The 19674-nt window shown below is 62.3% G+C and carries 17 protein-coding genes; 13 read left to right on the top strand and 4 right to left on the bottom strand.

The window, feature by feature from the left end; all coding sequences use genetic code 11:
• Positions 1–6: 6 nt before the first annotated feature.
• The 4 genes from gatB (at position 7) to D906_RS18120 (ending at position 3458) form a co-directional block, all read left to right on the top strand.
• A complete protein-coding gene (gene gatB / locus D906_RS18135) occupies positions 7–1452 on the top strand; it encodes an Asp-tRNA(Asn)/Glu-tRNA(Gln) amidotransferase subunit GatB (RefSeq protein ID WP_016713158.1) in 1446 nt (481 codons plus the stop codon).
• A 145-nt stretch (positions 1453–1597) separates the two neighbouring features.
• A complete protein-coding gene (locus D906_RS18130; RefSeq protein ID WP_019098690.1) occupies positions 1598–1972 on the top strand; it encodes a septal ring lytic transglycosylase RlpA family protein in 375 nt (124 codons plus the stop codon).
• Positions 1973–2032: 60 nt separating this feature from the next.
• The gene (locus D906_RS18125) at positions 2033–3076 is read left to right on the top strand and encodes a calcium/sodium antiporter (protein WP_025753793.1); all 1044 of its coding nucleotides are present in this window, start codon (positions 2033–2035) and stop codon (positions 3074–3076) included.
• A gap of 10 nt (positions 3077–3086) precedes the next feature.
• Positions 3087–3458, top strand: a complete 372-nt coding sequence (locus D906_RS18120; protein WP_025753794.1) for a carboxymuconolactone decarboxylase family protein — start codon at positions 3087–3089, stop codon at positions 3456–3458.
• Positions 3459–3510: 52 nt separating this feature from the next.
• Here D906_RS18120 and D906_RS18115 read toward each other — a convergent pair whose 3' ends face one another.
• From D906_RS18115 to D906_RS18100, 4 genes are all read right to left on the bottom strand, one after another.
• Positions 3511–4869, bottom strand: a complete 1359-nt coding sequence (locus D906_RS18115) for an amino acid permease (protein ID WP_019098687.1) — start codon at positions 4867–4869, stop codon at positions 3511–3513.
• A gap of 55 nt (positions 4870–4924) precedes the next feature.
• Positions 4925–5866: an AEC family transporter gene (locus D906_RS18110; protein WP_025753795.1), complete on the bottom strand. Its 942-nt coding sequence runs from the start codon at positions 5864–5866 to the stop codon at positions 4925–4927.
• 171 nt (positions 5867–6037) lie between these two features.
• Positions 6038–6598, bottom strand: a complete 561-nt coding sequence (locus D906_RS18105) for a response regulator transcription factor (RefSeq protein ID WP_003255244.1) — start codon at positions 6596–6598, stop codon at positions 6038–6040.
• Complete coding sequence (locus tag D906_RS18100; protein ID WP_019098686.1) at positions 6598–7854, bottom strand: ATP-binding protein; 1257 nt, start codon at positions 7852–7854, stop codon at positions 6598–6600. Before D906_RS18100 ends, D906_RS18105 begins: the two co-directional genes overlap by 1 nt.
• Before the next feature lie 202 nt (positions 7855–8056).
• On the opposite strand from D906_RS18100, the gene D906_RS18095 reads away from it, so the two are divergent.
• The 9 genes from D906_RS18095 (at position 8057) to D906_RS18055 (ending at position 19659) form a co-directional block, all read left to right on the top strand.
• Complete coding sequence (locus tag D906_RS18095) at positions 8057–8773, top strand: SIMPL domain-containing protein (RefSeq protein WP_016713165.1); 717 nt, start codon at positions 8057–8059, stop codon at positions 8771–8773.
• Positions 8774–9111: 338 nt separating this feature from the next.
• Complete coding sequence (locus D906_RS18090; protein WP_025753796.1) at positions 9112–10737, top strand: ABC transporter substrate-binding protein; 1626 nt, start codon at positions 9112–9114, stop codon at positions 10735–10737.
• A 143-nt stretch (positions 10738–10880) separates the two neighbouring features.
• Positions 10881–12473 (top strand): ABC transporter substrate-binding protein, encoded by a 1593-nt coding sequence (locus tag D906_RS18085; protein ID WP_027615480.1) that lies wholly within the window; start codon positions 10881–10883, stop codon positions 12471–12473.
• 131 nt (positions 12474–12604) lie between these two features.
• Positions 12605–13984 (top strand): OprD family porin, encoded by a 1380-nt coding sequence (locus D906_RS18080; RefSeq protein WP_027615479.1) that lies wholly within the window; start codon positions 12605–12607, stop codon positions 13982–13984.
• A 78-nt stretch (positions 13985–14062) separates the two neighbouring features.
• Positions 14063–15673: an ABC transporter substrate-binding protein gene (locus D906_RS18075; RefSeq protein WP_027615478.1), complete on the top strand. Its 1611-nt coding sequence runs from the start codon at positions 14063–14065 to the stop codon at positions 15671–15673.
• A gap of 91 nt (positions 15674–15764) precedes the next feature.
• The gene (locus tag D906_RS18070; protein ID WP_012316108.1) at positions 15765–16775 is read left to right on the top strand and encodes an ABC transporter permease subunit; all 1011 of its coding nucleotides are present in this window, start codon (positions 15765–15767) and stop codon (positions 16773–16775) included.
• Between the two features lie 10 nt (positions 16776–16785).
• On the top strand, positions 16786–17712 hold the full coding sequence (locus tag D906_RS18065; RefSeq protein WP_019098681.1) for an ABC transporter permease subunit: 927 nt from the start codon (positions 16786–16788) through the stop codon (positions 17710–17712).
• A gap of 10 nt (positions 17713–17722) precedes the next feature.
• A complete protein-coding gene (locus D906_RS18060; protein ID WP_016713171.1) occupies positions 17723–18691 on the top strand; it encodes an ABC transporter ATP-binding protein in 969 nt (322 codons plus the stop codon).
• Positions 18691–19659 (top strand): peptide ABC transporter ATP-binding protein, encoded by a 969-nt coding sequence (locus D906_RS18055; protein WP_019098680.1) that lies wholly within the window; start codon positions 18691–18693, stop codon positions 19657–19659. Before D906_RS18060 ends, D906_RS18055 begins: the two co-directional genes overlap by 1 nt.
• Positions 19660–19674 lie beyond the last annotated feature (15 nt).

Below are 19674 nucleotides of genomic sequence, written 5' to 3'. Positions count from 1 at the left end.
TCACACATGCAATGGGAAGTTGTGATCGGGCTGGAAATCCACACTCAGCTCGCCACCCAGTCGAAGATCTTCTCCGGCAGCGCCACCACCTTTGGCTCCGAGCCGAACACCCAGGCCAGCCTGGTTGACTTAGGGATGCCTGGCGTACTGCCGGTGCTGAACCAGGAAGCCGTGCGCATGGCGTGCATGTTCGGCCTGGCCATCGATGCCGAAATCGGCAAGCGCAACGTGTTCGCGCGCAAGAACTACTTTTACCCGGACCTGCCCAAGGGTTACCAGATCAGCCAGATGGACCTGCCGATCGTCGGCAAGGGCCACCTGGACATCGCCTTGGAGGACGGCACCATCAAGCGCATCGGGGTCACCCGCGCGCACCTTGAGGAAGACGCCGGCAAGAGCCTGCACGAAGACTTCAGCGGCTCCACCGGCATTGACCTGAACCGTGCCGGCACACCACTGCTGGAAATCGTCTCCGAGCCGGACATGCGCAGCGCCAAGGAAGCCGTGGCCTACGTCAAGGCCATCCACGCACTGGTGCGCTACCTGGGCATCTGCGACGGCAACATGGCCGAAGGCTCGCTGCGTTGCGACTGCAACGTGTCGATCCGCCCGAAAGGCCAGGCCGAATTCGGCACCCGCTGCGAGATCAAGAACGTCAACTCGTTCCGCTTCATCGAGCGCGCGATCAACAGCGAAATCCAGCGCCAGATCGACCTGATCGAAGACGGCGGCAAGGTGGTGCAAGAAACCCGCCTGTACGACCCGAACAAGGACGAAACCCGCTCCATGCGCAGCAAGGAGGAAGCCAACGACTACCGTTACTTCCCCGACCCGGACCTGCTGCCGGTGGTCATCGAGGACAGCTTTCTCGAAACCGTCCGCGCCGGCCTGCCGGAACTGCCCCCGCAGAAGGTCGAGCGCTTCCAGAGCCAGTACGGCCTGTCGGCCTACGACGCCAACGTGCTGGCGTCCAGCCGCGAACAGGCCGACTACTTCGAAGAAGTGGTCAAGATCGGTGGCGATGCCAAGCTGGCCGCCAACTGGGTCATGGTCGAACTGGGCAGCCTGCTGAACAAGCTGGGTGTCGAAATCGACCAGGCGCCCGTCAGCGCCGCACAACTGGGTGGCATGCTGCTGCGCATCCGCGACAACACCATCAGCGGCAAAATTGCCAAGACCGTGTTCGAGGCCATGGCTGCCGGTGAAGGCGACGCCGACAGCATCATCGAGAGCAAAGGCCTGAAGCAGGTCACCGACACCGGTGCGATCGACAAGATGCTCGACGAGATGCTGGCAGCCAATGCCGAGCAGGTCGAACAGTACCGCGCGGCCGATGAAGCCAAGCGTGGCAAGATGTTCGGCTTCTTCGTTGGCCAGGCAATGAAAGCGTCCAAAGGCAAAGCCAACCCGGGGCAGGTGAACCAATTGCTCAAGGCCAAGCTCGAAGGGTGATTGTTTTACCCCTGTAATGCTGCGAGGGCTTCGCCCTCGTTCGCGGCTAAAGCCGCTCCTACAGGTACGGCGCCGCTCTCAAGGGCTGCGCCGTACCTGTAGGAGCGGCTTTAGCCGCGAATGGCCGCACTGGAGAGCACCTGACTTGCTAAAACGATCCCTCGGCACCCTGGCCCTCTTCGCTTTCCTGGCCGGCTGCGCCAGCCACGACATCGACCCACGCGGTTATGACAAAACCGGAACCGCCTCCTATTACGGTTCACGCCACCACGGCAAACGCACCGCCAGCGGCGAACCCTTCAACCAGCATGGCCTTACCGCCGCCCACCGCAGCCTGCCTTTCGGCACCCGCGTGCTGGTGACCAACCTGGCCAACCAGCGCAGTGTGGTGGTACGCATCAACGACCGTGGCCCACATACCCGCGGCCGGCTGATCGACCTGTCACGCGCCGCCGCAGAAAAAATCGGCATGCTCCGTAGCGGAACAGCGCGCGTGCGAGTACAAGGGCTTAGCGACTGACGCGACAGGAGTCCGACCATTTTCGACCTGGCTACCCTACCCACCTTCAGCCTCCTGCAACTGGGCATCGCCCTGGTGTTGCTGGTGGGCGGCGCCGAGTTGCTGGTGCGCGCCGCGCTGCGCCTGGCCCAGCGTCTTCACGTACGCCCGCTGATCATCGGCCTGAGCCTGGTGGCCTTCGGCAGTACCGCGCCACAACTTACCGTAAGCTTGCAGGCTGCCTACCAGGGCGCGCCGGATGTGGCGGTGGGCAGCGTAATCGGCAGTAATATCTTCAACGTGCTGGTCATTCTTGGCCTGGCCGCGCTGATCATTCCCCTGCGCGTGTCGCGCCAACTGGTGCGCCTGGACATTCCGCTGATGATCATCGCCAGCGGCCTGGTCTATGCGCTGTCTGCCAACGGCCACTTGGGCCGGGTTGAAGGAGGGCTGTTGCTGCTGGGTCTGGGCGGTTACCTGGCGATGCTCTGGCACCAGTCACGCCACTATGCCCGTACCTACCCTGCCCCGGACAGCGCAAAAACCGGTGCCGGGCGTTTCTGGTCCGGCACGCTGCTGCAGGTGCTGGCCGGCCTTGGCTTGCTGAGCCTGGCGGGCCACCTGCTGCTGGAGGCCGCTGTGGAGGTTGCCACCGACCTGGGCCTGTCCGAGCGCATCATTGGCCTTACCGTTGTCGCCATCTGCACCTCCCTGCCTGAACTGGCCGCCGCACTGATTGCCGCCCTGCGCGGCGAACGGGAAATTGCCGTGGGTACAGTGATCGGCAGCAACCTGTTGAACCTGCTGGCTGTATTGGGCCTGACCGCACTCGTCACGCCCGAGCCCCTGTCGATCTCACCCAACGCGCTGTCTTTCGACCTGCCGGTGATGCTTGGCGTTGCGGCACTGAGCCTGCCGGTGTTTTATTCCGGCTATCGCGTCACCCGTGCCGAAGGCCTGGTATTCCTTTGCCTGTACCTGGCTTATGGCCTGCACGTAGCGGCCTTTACCATGGGCATGCCGCTGGCTGGTCGTCTTGAGCATTTGATGCTGTTCTATGTACTGCCGGTACTCGCCATGGTGTTGCTGTTCACCACCGTGCGCGCCTGGCGCCGCCAACACTAAGGAAAACAACATGGCTGATAGCAACAAGACCGGCGAACAGATTCGCCGCCAGGTAATGGGCGATGCATTCGTCGACCGCGCACTGGGCAATGCCACCGACTTTACCCAGCCGCTACAGGACTTTGTCAATGAACATGCCTGGGGCAGCGTATGGGCCCGCGCGGGGCTACCACTGAAGACCCGCAGCCTGATTACCCTGGCCACGCTGACGGCACTCAAGTGCCCGCAAGAGCTCAAGGGGCATGTGCGCGGGGCATTGAACAATGGCTGTACGGTGGAGGAGATTCGCGAGGCATTGCTGCATTGCGCAGTGTATGCGGGAGTGCCGGCGGCGATTGATGCCTTCAGGGCGGCACAGGAAGTGATCGACAGCTATCAGTAGTTGCCTGTACCGGCCTCTTCGCGGACAAACCCGCCAAGAGGCCGGCACTGTCTTACCTGGCTTGGCGAGCCTTCTTCATCTTGAAGGCCACCCACAGCACCAGGATCCACCCCGGGATCAGCATCACCGAGATGCGGATCGGCGGCGTCAGGTACATCACCACCAGAATCAGCACGATGAACGCCAGGCACAGGTAGTTGGTCAACGGGTGCCCCCAGCTCTTGTAGAACGGGGTAATGCCGGCGGCCAGCTTGGCCTTTCGGAATTTCAGGTGGGTAATACTGATGCTCGCCCAGTTGATGACCAATGCCGACACCGCCAGGGCCATCAGCAAGCCAAAGGCCTCACCCGGCATCAGGTAGTTGATCACCACGCACAGGCCGGTCGCAAAGGCCGAAACACCCAATGCAGTCAGCGGCACACCGCTGCGGCTCACTTTCAGCAATTGACGCGGCGCGTCACCCTGGCTGGCCAGGCCGAACAGCATGCGGCTGTTGGCATACACACAGCTGTTGTACACCGACAGCGCGGCCGTCAGCACCACGATGTTGAGGATGGTCGCCACCAGGTCGCTGTCCAGCTCGTGGAAGATCATCACGAACGGGCTGCCGCCCTGCACCACCTTCTGCCACGGGTACAGCGACAGCAGTACCGCCAGGGCACCGATGTAGAAGATCAGGATGCGGTAAACCACCTGGTTGGTGGCCTTGGGAATGCTCTGGCGAGGGTTGTCAGCCTCGGCAGCGGTGATGCCCACCAGCTCCAGGCCACCGAACGAGAACATGATCACCGCCAACGCCATCACCAGGCCAGTGACACCGTTAGGGAAGAAGCCGCCGTACTGCCACAGGTTGGCCACGCTGGCATCCGGGCCGCCATGGCCGCTGCTCAACAGCCAGGCGCCAAAGCCGATCATGCTGACGATAGCCACCACCTTGACCAGGGCGAACCAGAACTCCATCTCGCCGTAGACCTTTACCTGGGTCAGGTTGATGAGGTTGATCACCACGAAGAAGATCGCTGCCGTCGCCCAGGTCGGGAACTCTGGCCACCAGTACTGCACGTAGATGCCCACCGCAGTCAGTTCGGCCATGCCGACCAGCACGTACACCACCCAGTAGTTCCAGCCCGACACGAAGCCGGCGAACTCGCTCCAGTACTGGTGGGCGAAGTGGCTGAAGCTGCCGGCAACCGGCTCTTCCACCACCATTTCGCCCAACTGGCGCATGATCAGGAAAGCCATCAGGCCGGCGATGGCATAGCCCAGCAGGACGGAAGGGCCTGCCAGCTGGATGGTCTGGGCGATGCCCAGGAACAAACCGGTGCCGATGGCCCCGCCCAGCGCGATCAACTGGATATGGCGATTCTTCAGCCCGCGCTGTAACCGCTCGGGCGTGCTCTGGTCTTGCATGAAGTGTCCTTTAGCTCAGTGAGGCTGTGTTTTTGTGTTGTTTGCAGTCAAGGATCTAGATCCATCCGCCCCACTGCAAGATGAAAATGCCGATATTGGTGGTGATCGCCGCCATTAGCGTGGTAATCACGATGATCGACGCTGCCAGCTCATGGTTACCATTGGCCGCTCGCGCCATCACATAGCTGGCGGCTGCGGTCGGGCTGCCGATGTACAGGAACAGGATACCCAGCTCCGCCCCCCGGAAACCGCACAACCATGCACCGAGGGTACCGAGCAGTGGCAGCCAGACCATCTTCACCAGGCTGGCATCGATGGCCAGCCTGCCACTGTCGCGCAACGCCGCCAGCGACAGTGTGCCGCCAATGCAGATGAGCGCCAGCGGCAGGGTCATCTGCGCCAGGTAATCGCCCGAGGTCAGCAGCCAGTTGGGCAGCGGCACCTGGCCGTAGGCCATGGGCGTGGCGACCAAAACGCTGATGATCAACGGGTTGCTGAAAATGCTCTTGCAGATGCTCCACGGGTCGGACTTGAGGTCCGGGCTGTACACCGCCAGTACCACTGCCGACAGCGAGTTGTACATGAGGATGACCAGGCCGGCGAGCACCGCCCCCAAGGAGATACCATAGTCACCGTACAGGCTGGCGGCCAAGGCCAGGCCGATCACGCCGTTGTTGCCGCGAAACGCGCCCTGGGTATAGATGCCTCGCTCTGCCAGCGGGCTGCGCCAGATGGCCAGGCCCCAGGCGATGGCGAAACCGACCAGAGTGGCGACGATGAAGTAGAGGATGACACCCGGTTTTACCGCTGAGGCCAGGTCGGCGTGGTAGATGCCGAGGAACAGCAGCGCCGGCATGCAGACGTTGAACACCAGTTGCGAGGCGACGCGGTTGAAGTTGTCATCGATCAGATGGATGCGTTTGAGCAGTACGCCCATGAACAGCATGGCGAAGACCGGTGCCGTGATGTTCAGCGTCTGGATAAGAAGGGCGAGCATGCGCAAGCGATCCTGGAGGGGGGTTGCCGTTAGGGGGCTAATGATACGCCAACGGCTGGGATTTGCGGGGATCGAGCGCGATAAAAGGAATTGTCTTTGAGATTATCCAATGCCTGTACCGGCCTCTTCGCGGGCGTGCCCGCGAAGAGGCCGGTACAGGCCCTGCAAGAATCAGCGCCGAACCGGCCGCTTCTGCAATTTGCGCTGCAAGGTACGCCGGTGCATGCCCAGCGCCCGTGCAGTGGCCGAGATGTTGCCCTCGTGCTCATTCAATACGCGCTGGATATGCTCCCACTGCAGGCGGTCGACCGACATCGGGTTTTCTGGCACCAGGGTATCCAGGTCGGTGTGCTCCGACAACAGCGCCGCCAACACGTCATCGGCGTCGGCCGGTTTGCACAGGTAGTTGCAGGCGCCCCGCTTCACCGCCTCCACCGCCGTGGCAATACTCGAGTAACCGGTCAGGATCACCACGCGCATTTCCGGGTCCAGCTCCAGCAGCTTGGGCAGCAGCACCAGGCCCGAGTCGCCGTCCATCTTCAGGTCCAGCGTGGCGTAATCCGGCAGGTCCTGCTGGGCCAGGATCAAGCCCTCCTCGGCAGAACTGGCAGTGCTCACGCGGAAACCGCGGCGGCTCATGGCCCGGGCCATGACCCGGGTGAAGGTGGCATCGTCGTCCACCAGCAGCAGGTGCGGCAGCTCTTCGCTTTCGACCTGGTTTTCTTCGCTCATCATTCATCTCCTCGCTTGCCATAGGGCAGGCGCAGTTCGGTCAGGGTGCCACCCTGTTCATGACTATAGAGTTTCACCGAACCGCCCGCACGGGTCACGCTGGCCTTGCTCAAGAACAGGCCAAGGCCGAAGCCTTTGCCCTTGGTGGTAATGAAGGGTTTGCCGATGGCTTCGGCAATGGCCGGCGGCACGCCCGGGCCGTGGTCACGGATGCTGATGACGATGTCGTGGGCATCCCAGTCCAGGCGCACTTCCAGGTCATCGGGGCAGGCATCGGCGGCATTGTTCAACAGGTTCAGCAACGCCTGGGTCAGGTCCGGTGGCGGCGTCAGGCGCGGCACTTTGCCGTCGCGCAGGCGCTGGAAGCGGTAACTGGCTTCCGGGCGCATCAGGTGCCAGCGGTTCAGCGCCTCGTCCAGCCAGGCAGTCACGTCCTGCTCCACGATCGCCAGGCGGCGGTTGGCTTCGGCGGCGCGCACCAGCTGCTGCAAAGTCTCTTTACACAGTTTTACCTGGTCCTGAAGGATCTGCAGGTCTTCTTGCAGCAACGGGTCAGCGTGGTCTTGGCGCATTTCATTCAGTAGCACGCTCATGGTCGCCAACGGCGTGCCCAGTTCATGGGCGGCGCCAGCGGCCTGGGTGGCCACGGCCAGTAGCTGCTCGTCTCGCAGGCTTTCTTCCCTGCGCTCGGAACGCAGTTGCTCCTGGCGGCGCAGCTCTTCGGCCATGCGCGCAGCAAAGAAGGTGATCACCGCAGCGGCCAGGGCAATACTGAGCCACATGCCGTACACCTGCATCTTGTCCCGCGCCATCGGCAGGCCTTCGAGCGGGTAGAACTGTACCAGCAGCAGGCTGTAGGCCGTCAGGGCGATGCCCGAAAGAATCAGCGAATACAGCCACGGCAAAGTCACCGCAGCAATCGCCAGCGGTACCAGGTAATACGACACGAACGGGTTGGTCGAGCCACCGGAGTAATACAGCAAGGCACTGTGGATCAGCAGGTCGCAGGCCAGCTGCAGGGCATATTCCATTTCGGTGACCGGCAGCGACAGGCGCAGGCGCAGGGCCGTGAAGGCGCACAGCAGCGAGGACAAGGCCAAGGTGCCAGCCAGCGACAGCCAAGGTAAAGGCAGCAGTTCGGTCCAGTAGGCAACGCCCACGGAGCCTGCCTGGGCAGCCAGGACCAGGACCCGAATGACGGTCAGGCGCCAGAGGTTCTGGCGGGTAGCAGACAGCGGTTGTTCGGCGGCGAGCATGAGCTCTCCTGATGAGTGCTCCAGAAAAATCGGCTGGAGTATACCGAAGCCGGGCGCCTCGCTGCAGCGATGCGGCAAAGCGCCACACTTTGTCACAGGTTCATGATGGCACTTTTGAACCCACTACACTGTTGCCGGTCACATGGGCCATGCGTGGAATGGATGACCAGACCCCACGCCTTTTATTGCCAAGGAGTACCACATGCAAATCCCTCGTCGCGGCGCCGCCCTTGTCCTGTCTTGCGGCCTGCTCGCCAGCCTGCCGGTGCTGGCTGCCGATGAACCGCGTTACAACCAGGTATCGCTGCGTGCCGAAGTCAGCAAGGAAGTGGCGCGTGACCTGATGGTCGTGACCCTGTACAGCGAAGCGCAGAACACCGACCCGGGCAAGCTCGCCAAGCAGATCACCGAAACCATGAACAAGGCCGTGCAGCAGTCGCGCCAGGTCAAGGACGTGAAGATCAGCCAGGGCAGCCGCAACAGCTACCCGGTCTATGACAGCAAGGGCCAGAAGATCACCGGCTGGCGCGAGCGCGCCGAGCTGCGCCTGGAAAGCGCCAACTTCCCGGCCCTGTCCCAGCTTACCGCCGACCTGCTGCAAGAACTGAAAATGGGCGGCATGGACTTCTCCATTGCCCCGGCCACACGCAAGGCCAGCGAGGATGCACTGCTCAAGGACGCAGTCGATGCCTTCAAGGCGCGTGCGCAACTGGCCACCGAGGCGCTGGGCGGCAAGGGCTACAAAGTGGTCAGCCTGAACCTCAACAGCAGCGGCTACCCGCGCCCGTACCTGCGTAGCGCACCGATGGCAATGAAGGCCATGGGGGCTGACGAGGCGGCGCCAGCGCCGGATATCGAGGCGGGTACCAGTGAAGTGAGCATGAATGCCGATGGCTTGATCGAAGTGCAGATGCCGTAAAAGCTACGAACTCGCTGTGGGAGCGGCCTTGCCGGGGCGCTCCCACAAAGACCGCGCCCACCTTCAATTTTGCGATTTCAGACATTTCCTACGCACCACTAAGGTGCTTCCTACATTTAATCCCGCCTCGAAACATCCTGCAAAATGCCATCATTTTGCCTGCGCAAACGTTTAACTTCGTCGAAAGTTATACCGATGCGACATCCATGTACGAACGTACCACCTTTCTGGCGCCAACTATCCTTCTACCTGTTGCATTGGGAACATCCCCTGCATAAGTATCCGCAGGTCGGCTCACGAGGCCACCTCATCCGAAAAATGACAACAATGAGGCCACCATGCTCAAACACGCAGTCATTCCGTTCCTGCTGGGTGCAGGCTTGCTCACCGGCGCACCGTCGGCGCTTGCCGCGTCCAACCTGGTGTTCTGCTCCGAAGGCAGCCCGGCCGGTTTCGACCCGGGGCAATACACCACCGGGACCGACTTCGACGCCTCGGCCGAGACCGTGTTCAACCGCCTGACCCAGTTCGAACGCGGCGGTACAGCAGTCATCCCGGGCCTGGCGACCAAATGGGAAGTGTCCGACGACGGCAAGACCTACACCTTCCACCTGCGTGAAGGCGTCAAGTTCCACACCACCGACTACTTCAAGCCCTCCCGCCCCTTCAACGCCGACGACGTGCTGTTCACCTTCAACCGCATGCTCGACAAGGACCACCCGTTCCGCAAGGCCTACCCCACCGAGTTCCCGTACTTCACCGACATGGGCATGGACAAGAACATCGCCAAGGTTGAGAAACTCGACGAGCACACGGTGAAGTTCACCCTCAACGAAGTCGACGCCGCGTTCATCCAGAACCTGGCCATGAGTTTCGCCTCCATCCAGTCCGCCGAATACGCTGACCAGTTGCTGAACAACGGCAAGGCGGCCGACATCAACCAGAAGCCGATCGGCACCGGCCCGTTCGTGTTCAGCAAGTATCAAAAAGACGCGCAGATCCGCTTCAAGGGCAACAAGGACTACTGGCAACCCGATGACGTGAAGATCGACAACCTGATCTTCGCCATCACCACCGACGCCTCGGTGCGCATGCAGAAGCTGAAGAAGAACGAGTGCCAGGTCACCCTGTTCCCCCGCCCGGCCGACATCGAGCCGCTAAAGGCCGACAAGAACCTGCAAATGCCACAGCAGGCCGGCTTCAACCTCGGCTACATCGCCTACAACGTGATGGACAAGATCAAGGGCAGCAATGAGGCCAACCCGATGGCGCAGCTGAAAGTGCGCCAGGCGCTGGACATGGCGGTGGACAAGAAGAAGATCATCGAGTCGGTCTATCAGGGCGCCGGCCAGTTGGCCGTCAACGCCATGCCGCCGACCCAGTGGTCGTATGACGACAGCATCAAGGATGCGCCATACGACCCCGAAAAGGCCAAGCAACTGCTCAAGGAAGCCGGCATCAAGGAAGGTACTGAAATCACCCTGTGGGCCATGCCCGTGCAACGCCCGTACAACCCCAATGCCAAGCTGATGGCCGAGATGTTGCAATCGGACTGGGCCAAGATCGGCATCAAGGCAAAAATCGTCAGCTACGAATGGGGCGAGTACATCAAACGCTCCAAAGGCGGCGAACAGGGCGCGATGCTGATTGGCTGGAGCGGCGACAACGGCGACCCGGACAACTGGCTGGGCACCCTTTACGGCTGCGATGCGGTCGATGGCAACAACTTCTCCAAATGGTGCTTCAAGCCCTACGACGACCTGATCAAGCAGGCCAAGGCCACCTCCGACCAGGCCAAGCGCACCGAGCTGTACCAGAAAGCACAGCACATACTCAAGGAGCAGGTACCGATCACCCCGATCGCCCACTCCACCGTGTACCAGCCAATGAGCGCCAAGGTGAAGGACTTCAAGATCAGCCCGTTTGCGCTGAACTCCTTCTATGGCGTCAGCGTGGAAAAATAGGGTAACTGCGGCACCCGCACAATAGCGGGTGCCTTCCCCCATCACCTCTTCATGTCGTCCTGCGGCTACCCGCCGCGGGGTAGGCGAACTGTTGCCGTCATTCGTACCCCGAGGCGGTGCAAACAGATGAAAAAGGACTCGCCATGCGCCACGCTACTTGCCTATCGACCCTGCTAGCCCTCGGACTGCTCAGCCAATCCCCGGCCCTGCTGGCCAACAACCTGGTGTTCTGCTCCGAAGGCAGCCCTGCCGGCTTCGACACCGCCCAGTACACCACCGCCACCGACAACGACGCCGCCGAACCGATCTACAACCGCCTGGTGGAGTTCGAGCGCGGCGGCACCGCCGTACACCCTGCCCTGGCGACGCACTGGGAGGTATCGGACGATGGCCTGCAGTACACCTTCCACCTGCGCGAAGGGGTGAAGTTCCACAGCAACAAGGCCTTTAGCCCGAGCCGTGACTTCAACGCCGACGACGTGCTGTTCACGTTCAATCGCATGCTCGACAAGGGCCATCCGTTCCGCAAGGCCTACCCCACCGAATTTCCCTATTTCATCAGCATGGGCCTGGACAAGAACATCGCCAAGGTGGAGAAACTCGACGAGCACACGGTGAAGTTCACCCTCAACGAAGTCGACGCCGCGTTCATCCAGAACCTGGCCATGAGTTTCGCCTCCATCCTCTCTGCCGAATACGCCAACCAACTGATGGCCAGCGGTCGCCCCAGCGACATCAACCAGCAGCCCATCGGCACCGGGCCGTTCGTGTTCCAGCGTTACCAGAAGGATTCGCAGATCCGCTACAAGGGCAACAAGGATTACTGGGCACCGAATGAAGTGAAGATCGACAACCTGGTGTTCTCGATCAACATCGACCCCTCAGTGCGTATCCAGAAGCTGCGCCGCAACGAATGCCAGGTCACCCTGCACCCACGCCCGGCCGACCTGCCGGCACTCAAGGCCGACAACAAGCTGCAGGTGCTGCAGCAGCCGGGCTTCAACCTCGGCTACATCGCCTACAACACCCAGCACCCGCCATTCGACCGCCTGGAAGTACGCCAGGCGATGGACATGGCGGTGAATAAGACAGCCATCATCCAGGCGGTGTATCAGGACTCCGGCCAACAGGCGGTCAACGCCATGCCGCCCACCCAGTGGTCCTATGACGAAAGCCTCAAGGACGCACCCTACGACCCGGAAAAGGCCAAACAGCTGCTCCAGCAGGCAGGGGTCAAGCCTGGCACCGAGATAACCCTGTGGGCCATGCCCGTACAGCGCCCGTACAACCCTAACGCCAAGCTGATGGCTGAAATGCTCCAGGCCGACTGGAGCAAGCTCGGCTTCAAGGTGCGCATCGTCAGCTATGAATGGGGCGAGTACATCAAGCGCATGAAAAGCGGCGAGCACGACATCGCCCTGATCGGCTGGACCGGTGACAACGGCGACCCGGACAACTGGCTGGGCACCCTCTACAGCTGCGATGCCATCGGCAGCAACAACTACTCGCTGTGGTGCGACCCGCAGTACGACAGCCTGGTCAAGCAAGCCAAGCAGGTTACCGACCGCACCCAGCGCACCGCCCTGTACCAGCAGGCCCAGCAGCGGTTGAAGCAACAGGTGCCGATTACCCCGGTTGCGCATTCCAAGATTAACCAACCGCTCAGCGTCAAGGTTTCCCAGTTCAAGGTCAGCCCGTTTGGGCGCAATGATTTTTCCGGTGTGAGTGTTGATTAAGCGTTAGCCAGTACCGGCCAACACAACGCCCCCGATTTAGCCCGGTGATCCCGCGGCAACCCTGGCAACACCGCAACAACCATCCGGCCCACAAGGCCGGCAATAACTAGAAAAGAATGGGAGCTTCAACCTTGAGAGTATTCACCTTGACCGCACTGGCTTTATCCATCAGTGCCTTATCCACCGTGGCGCAGGCCGACCCGCAAAGCCAGGAATACATTCCACTCACCCTCAAAGCCAGCAGCGAGCAGGCACAAGCCAGCGGCTTCATCGACGGCCAGAGCCTGTCCGGCACCACGCGCAACTGGTACGCCCGCGAGCGCGGCGCCCGCGCCCCGCTGTGGCGCTACTACAAAAGCGACGGCACCCGCCACGCCACCCACAGCCGCGAAAACTGGCTGCAGGGCACCATCCTCAACTACAGCTCCGGCTTCACCCAAGGCACCGTAGGCTTTGCCGTCGAGGCCGCCGGCTATAACGCCATCGCCCTGCAACAGAGCCGCCAGGCCGTCGCCGGCCCCAACAACCGCACGCTCACCCACAGCGATGGCGACCCCATCGGCCAGTGGAGCAAGCTGGGCTTGGGCAATATCAAGGCGCGCGTGTCCAACACCACCCTTACCCTCGGCCGTCAGTCGGTGGACACGCCGATGATCGCCTACATCGGCAACCGCGCCCTGCCGTCGAGTTTCCAGGGTGCGTTCCTGCACAGCGCCGAGTTCGAAAATCTCAGCTTCGACGCGGGCACCTTCGACCGCGTCTCGCCGCGTACCGAGCAAAGCCTCAGCAAATTCCGCAGCGAATACAGCGCCACCGGCGTAGAAACCGACCGCGCCAGTACCGCCGGCATCAACTACCAGCCGTTCAAGAGCCTGAGCACCAGCCTGTACGCCACCAAGGTCGACGACTTCTGGAACCAGTACTACTTCGGCGCCAACCACATGCTGGGCGACAGCGCGGTACTCAGCCTGAGCACCGGCCTGAACTACTACAAGACCGTAGACGCCGGCAGCCAGAAAATGGGCAAGATCGACAACGACGTCTACAGCCTGTCGCTCGACCTGACCCATCAGGCCCACACCCTCGGTGCCTCCTGGCAGCAGGTCAACGGCAACGAGTACTTCGACTACCTGCACGAGACCAACGGCATCTACCTGGCCAACTCGCTGCTGTCGGACTTCAACGGCCCCAACGAAAAATCGCTGAAGATCTCCTACGTACTGAACATGGCGCCCTATGGCGTGCCGGGCCTGAAGTTCAACCTGTACAACGCCCGTGGCTGGGGTATCGACGGCACCCATTACCGTGGCACGGCCTACGACGTGAATGGCCTGGACGGCGAAAACCACTACGAGTGGGGCATCGGCACCAGCTATGCGGTGCAAAGCGGGCCGCTGAAAGACACCAGCATCCGCGCCACCTATACCGCGCACCGCGCCAGCAAGGCACAAGGTGACGGCAGCCTCGACGAGTTCCGGGTGGTGACCACCATTCCATTCAACATTCTCTGACCGCTGGCGCCACGGCCCGTTTCGCTGCGGGCCGTGGCAGCTACGCTGGAATCAATGCAAGCCGGGAGTCCGTGACCCATGCAGAGCGCTTTCATCAAATCGATACCGTTACGCCTTGCCCTGGCCGCGCTGGTGCTGAGCAGCGCCACGCAGCTAGCGGCCAAACCGCTGGTGGTGTGTACCGAGGCCAGCCCGGAAGGGTTCGACGTTGTGCAGTACGCCACCGGCGTCACGTTCGATGCCACCGCCGAAACGCTGTTCAATCGCCTGGTCGACTTCAAGCCAGGTACAACCGACATCGAGCCAGCGCTGGCCGAACGCTGGGACATTTCCCAAGACGGCCTGACCTACACCTTCCATTTGCGTCAGGGCGTCAAATTCCACAGCACCGACTACTTCACCCCCACGCGCACGTTCAACGCCGACGATGTGCTATGGAGCCTGCGCCGTCAGCTCGACCCTGCGCACCCTTGGCATGACAAGACCAGTGTCGGTTACCCGTATTTCGAAAGCATGGCCTTCAAGAGCCTGCTCAAGTCGGTGGACAAGACTGACGACCACACCGTGGTGATCACCCTCACCCGGGCCGAAGCACCGTTCCTGCGCGACATGGCCATGGGCTTCACGTCGATCTATTCCGCCGAATACGGCGACCAGTTGCTCAAGGCCGGTAAAACCGCCGAGCTGAACAGCAAGCCGATCGGCACCGGCCCGTTCATCTTCCAGCGCTACAACAAGGACGCCCAGGTCCGCTTCAAGCCCAACCCGGACTACTTCCGGGGCAAACCGCCGGCCGATGCCCTGGTGTTCGCCATCGCGACCGACAGCAACGTGCGCCTGCAGAAGTTGCGCGCCAACGAGTGCCAGATCGCGCTGTACCCCAAGCCGGAAGACGTACCGGCGATCAAGGCCGCCCCCAGGCTCAAGGTGGCCGAGACCGAAGCGCTGGTCACCGGCTACATCGCCATGAATACCGAGCACAAATACCTCAGCGATGTGCGCGTGCGCAAAGCCATCGACATGGCCTTCGACCGCCAGGCCCACGTTGACCAGCTTTTTGGCAAAGGCAATGCGCTGGTCGGCGTGAACCCTTATCCACCGACCATGATCGGTTACAACACCCGTAACCAGAACCCGCCACGCGACCTCGACAAGGCGCGCGCGCTGCTCAAGGAAGCTGGCGTGCCGCAGGGCACGGTGATCACGCTGTTCACCCGCAACGGCGGCGGCATGACCAATCCTAACCCGCGGCTCTCCGCCGAAATGCTGCAGGCTGACCTGAAGCAGATCGGCCTGAAGCTGGATATCCGCGTGATGGAGTGGGCCGAAATGCTGCGCCGCGCCAAAAAGGGCGAAGCCGACCTGGTGTCCACCGGCTGGGCCGGCGACAACGGCGACCCCGATAACTTCCTCACCCCGCTGCTGAGCTGCGAAGCGGCGAAGAACGGCGAAAACTACGCCCGCTGGTGCAACCCGAAATTCCAGGAGCTGATCACCCGCGCCCGCGAAGTGATCAACGACGACGAACGTGCAAGGCTCTATAGCGAGGCATTGAAGGTGTACGATGACGACCAACCCTGGATCAGTATGGCCCACCCCAAGGTGTTCGTGGCCATGCGTGACAACGTGGAGGGCTACGTGATCAGCCCTCTGACCAAAAATAACTTCGCCACCACCAAGGTGAAGTAGAACAACTACGACCGCCGGCAACCCACACGGGGACCGGCGGCACTGCCGTGGCGTGCTACTGGCCGCACGGTCTGAAGAGGTAACCCCGACAATGTTGAGCTTTATTGCCCGGCGCCTGGGCCTGCTGATACCGACCTTTTTCGGCATCACCTTGCTGACCTTCGCGCTCATACGCCTGATCCCCGGCGACCCGGTGGAAGTCATGATGGGCGAGCGCAGGGTCGACCCCGAAATGCATGCCCAGGCCATGGAACGCCTGGGCCTGAACAAACCACTGCCGGTCCAGTACCTGGACTACGTGGGCAAGCTCGCCCAAGGTGACCTGGGTGAATCGCTGCGTACCCGCGAAAGCGTGTGGAGCGAGTTTCTCACCTTATTCCCGGCCACCCTGGAACTGGCCTTCGCCGCCCTGCTGTTCGCCGGCATCGTCGGCCTGCTGGCCGGGGTGATCGCCGCGCTCAAGCGCGGTTCGCTGTTCGACCATGGGGTGATGGGTATTTCCCTGGCCGGCTACTCGATGCCGATCTTCTGGTGGGGCCTGATCCTGATCATGTTCTTCTCGGTGAGCCTGGGCTGGACCCCGGTGTCCGGGCGCATCGACCTGCTCTACGACATCGAGCCCAAAACCGGCTTCATGCTGATCGACACGCTGCTCAGTGATGAGGAAGGCGCGTTCAAGGACGCGGTGATGCACCTGATATTGCCGGCCATCGTGCTCGGCACCATCCCGTTGGCGGTCATCGCCCGCATGACCCGCTCGTCGATGCTCGAAGTATTGCGCGAAGACTACATCCGCACCGCCCGCGCCAAAGGCCTGTCGCCAGCGCGCGTGGTGTTCGTGCATGGCTTGCGCAATGCCTTGATCCCGGTGCTGACCGTGTTCGGCCTGCAGGTTGGCACATTGCTGGCCGGTGCGGTGCTGACCGAAACAATCTTTTCCTGGCCGGGCATCGGCAAATGGCTGATCGAAGCCATCGGCGCCCGTGACTACCCCGTGGTCCAGAACGGCATCCTGTTGATCGCCTGCCTGGTGATCCTGGTCAACTTCGTCGTGGACATTCTCTACGGCCTGGCCAACCCACGCATCCGTCATCAGCGCTGAGGCCCTTGCCATGACTAGCCCGATTCCCAAACCCGTGTCGCCGGCCAGCCCGGTGGACCAGAGCCTGCTCTACCCCTCGCCCTACAAAGAGTTCTGGCAAGCCTTCGCGCGCAACAAAGGCGCTGTAATGGGCCTGGCCTTCATGTGCCTGGTGGTGTTCTGTGCGCTGTTTGCACCGTGGGTCGCCCCGCATGACCCCAGCGAGCAGTACCGCGACTTCCTGCTGACACCGCCCGTGTGGCTGGAGGGCGGCACCTGGCAATTCATCCTCGGCACTGACGAGCTGGGCCGCGACCTGCTTTCACGCTTGATCCAGGGCGCGCGGCTGTCGCTGCTGATCGGCCTGTCGTCTGTGGTGATATCGCTGATCCCGGGCATCCTGCTGGGCCTGCTGGCCGGCTTTTTCCCGCAATTGCTCGGCCCATCGATCATGCGTCTGATGGACGTGATGCTGGCCCTGCCCTCGCTGCTGCTGGCGGTGGCCATCGTTGCCATCCTCGGCCCAGGCCTGATCAACACCGTCATTGCCATTGCCATCGTTTCCCTGCCCTCCTACGTGCGCCTGACCCGTGCCGCCGTGATGGGCGAGCTGAACCGCGACTACGTGACCGCAGCACGCTTGGCCGGTGCCGGGCTACCACGGCTGATGTTCGTCACCGTGCTGCCCAACTGCATGGCACCGCTGATCGTGCAGGCAACCCTCAGCTTCTCCTCGGCGATCCTCGACGCCGCTGCCCTGGGTTTCCTCGGCCTCGGTGTACAGCCGCCAACCCCGGAGTGGGGCACCATGCTGGCTTCGGCCCGTGACTACATTGAGCGCGCCTGGTGGGTGGTGAGCCTGCCTGGCCTGACCATTCTGCTCAGTGTGCTGGCAATCAACCTGATGGGCGACGGCCTGCGCGATGCGCTGGACCCGAAACTCAAGAACGCCGCCTGAGGAGAACGCCATGTCACTGTTGCAGATCAACAACCTGAACGTGCGCTTCGGCGACGCCACGGCGGTACCGGTGGTCGACGGCCTGGACCTGACGGTAGAAGCGGGCGAAATCCTGGCCATCGTCGGCGAATCCGGCTCGGGCAAATCGGTCACCATGATGGCCTTGATGGGCCTGATCGACGCCCCCGGGCGCATCACCGCCGACGCCCTCACCTTCGATGGCACCGACATGCTCAAGCTCAGCGGCCGCCAACGGCGCAAGGTGGTGGGCAAGGACATCGCCATGGTCTTCCAGGACCCGATGACCGCGCTCAACCCCAGCTACACCGTGGGTTACCAGATCGAGGAAGTGCTGCGCCAGCACCTGGGCCTGAAGGGCAAGGCCGCGCGCCAGCGTGCCCTGGAGCTGCTGAAAAAAGTCGAGATCCCGGCAGCGGAAAGCCGCCTGGATGCCTACCCGCACCAGCTGTCCGGCGGCATGAGCCAGCGTGTGGCGATTGCCATGGCCATTGCCGGCGAGCCCAAGCTGCTGATCGCCGACGAACCGACCACCGCACTGGACGTGACCATCCAGGCGCAGATCATGGAGCTGCTGGTCAACCTGCAGAAGGAGCGCAACATGGCGCTCATTCTGATCACACACGACCTCGCCGTGGTCGCCGAAACCGCCAGGCGCGTGTGCGTGATGTACGCCGGCCAGGCGGTGGAAGTAGGCCAGGTGCCTGAGTTGTTCGACGTGCCTGCCCACCCCTACAGCGAAGCCTTGCTGGCAGCGATCCCCGAGCACAGCATCGGCGCCGAACGCCTGGCCACCCTGCCCGGCATCGTCCCCGGCCGTTACGACCGCCCTGTCGGCTGCCTGTTGTCGCCGCGCTGCCCCTATGTGCAGGACAACTGCCGCCACCAACGGCCGCCCCTTGATCCCCAGGCGTACAGCCTGGTGCGCTGCTTCTACCCGCTGAACCAGGAGGTGGCGTAATGACCGTCGTTCTATCCGCCCGGGAGCTGACCCGGCATTACGAAGTCTCCCGCGGGCTGTTCAAAGGCCATGCGTTGGTCCGTGCGCTGAATGGTGTGTCGTTCGAACTGGAAGCCGGCAAGACCCTGGCCGTGGTTGGCGAGTCCGGCTGTGGCAAATCGACCCTGGCCCGCGCACTGACCCTGATCGAAGAGCCGTCCTCCGGCTCGCTGCAAATCGCCGGCACCGAGGTGAAAGGCGCCAGCAAGGCTGAGCGCAAGCAACTGCGCCGCGACGTGCAGATGGTGTTCCAGAGCCCCTACGCCTCGCTCAATCCCCGACAGAAGATTGGTGACCAATTGGCCGAGCCACTGCTGATAAACACCTCGCTGAGCAAGGCCGAGCGGCGTGAAAAAGTGCAGAAGATGATGGAACAGGTCGGCCTGCGCCCCGAGCACTATCAGCGTTACCCACACATGTTCTCCGGGGGCCAGCGCCAACGTATCGCCTTGGCCCGAGCGATGATGCTGCAACCGAAGGTGCTGGTAGCGGACGAGCCGACCTCGGCGCTGGACGTGTCGATCCAGGCGCAGGTACTGAACCTGTTCATGGACTTGCAGAAGGAATTCAACACCGCCTACGTGTTCATCTCGCACAACCTGGCGGTGGTGCGACATGTGGCCGATCAGGTGCTGGTGATGTACCTCGGGCGACCGGCGGAAATGGGGCCGAAAGAGGATATCTACGAGAGGCCGTTGCACCCGTATACCCAGGCGTTGCTGTCGGCAACTCCCACTATTCACCCGGACCCGCTGAAGCCGAAGATCCGCATTGCCGGGGAATTGCCCAACCCGCTCAACCCGCCGGATGGGTGTGCGTTTCACAAGCGGTGCCCGTATGCGACCGAGCGCTGTGCCAAGGAGGTGCCGGCGTTGCGGCAGGTGAGTACGCGGCAGGTGGCTTGCCATTATGCGGAGCAGTTTCTGTAGATGACCGGGGGCGCT

The sequence above is a fragment of the Pseudomonas sp. LAIL14HWK12:I1 genome (assembly GCF_003202095.1).
In the GTDB taxonomy this organism is placed as follows: Bacteria; Pseudomonadota; Gammaproteobacteria; order Pseudomonadales; family Pseudomonadaceae; genus Aquipseudomonas; species Aquipseudomonas monteilii.
The sequence above is the reverse complement of the archived record's forward strand: the minus strand, read 5'-3'. Positions and strand labels throughout refer to the sequence as shown.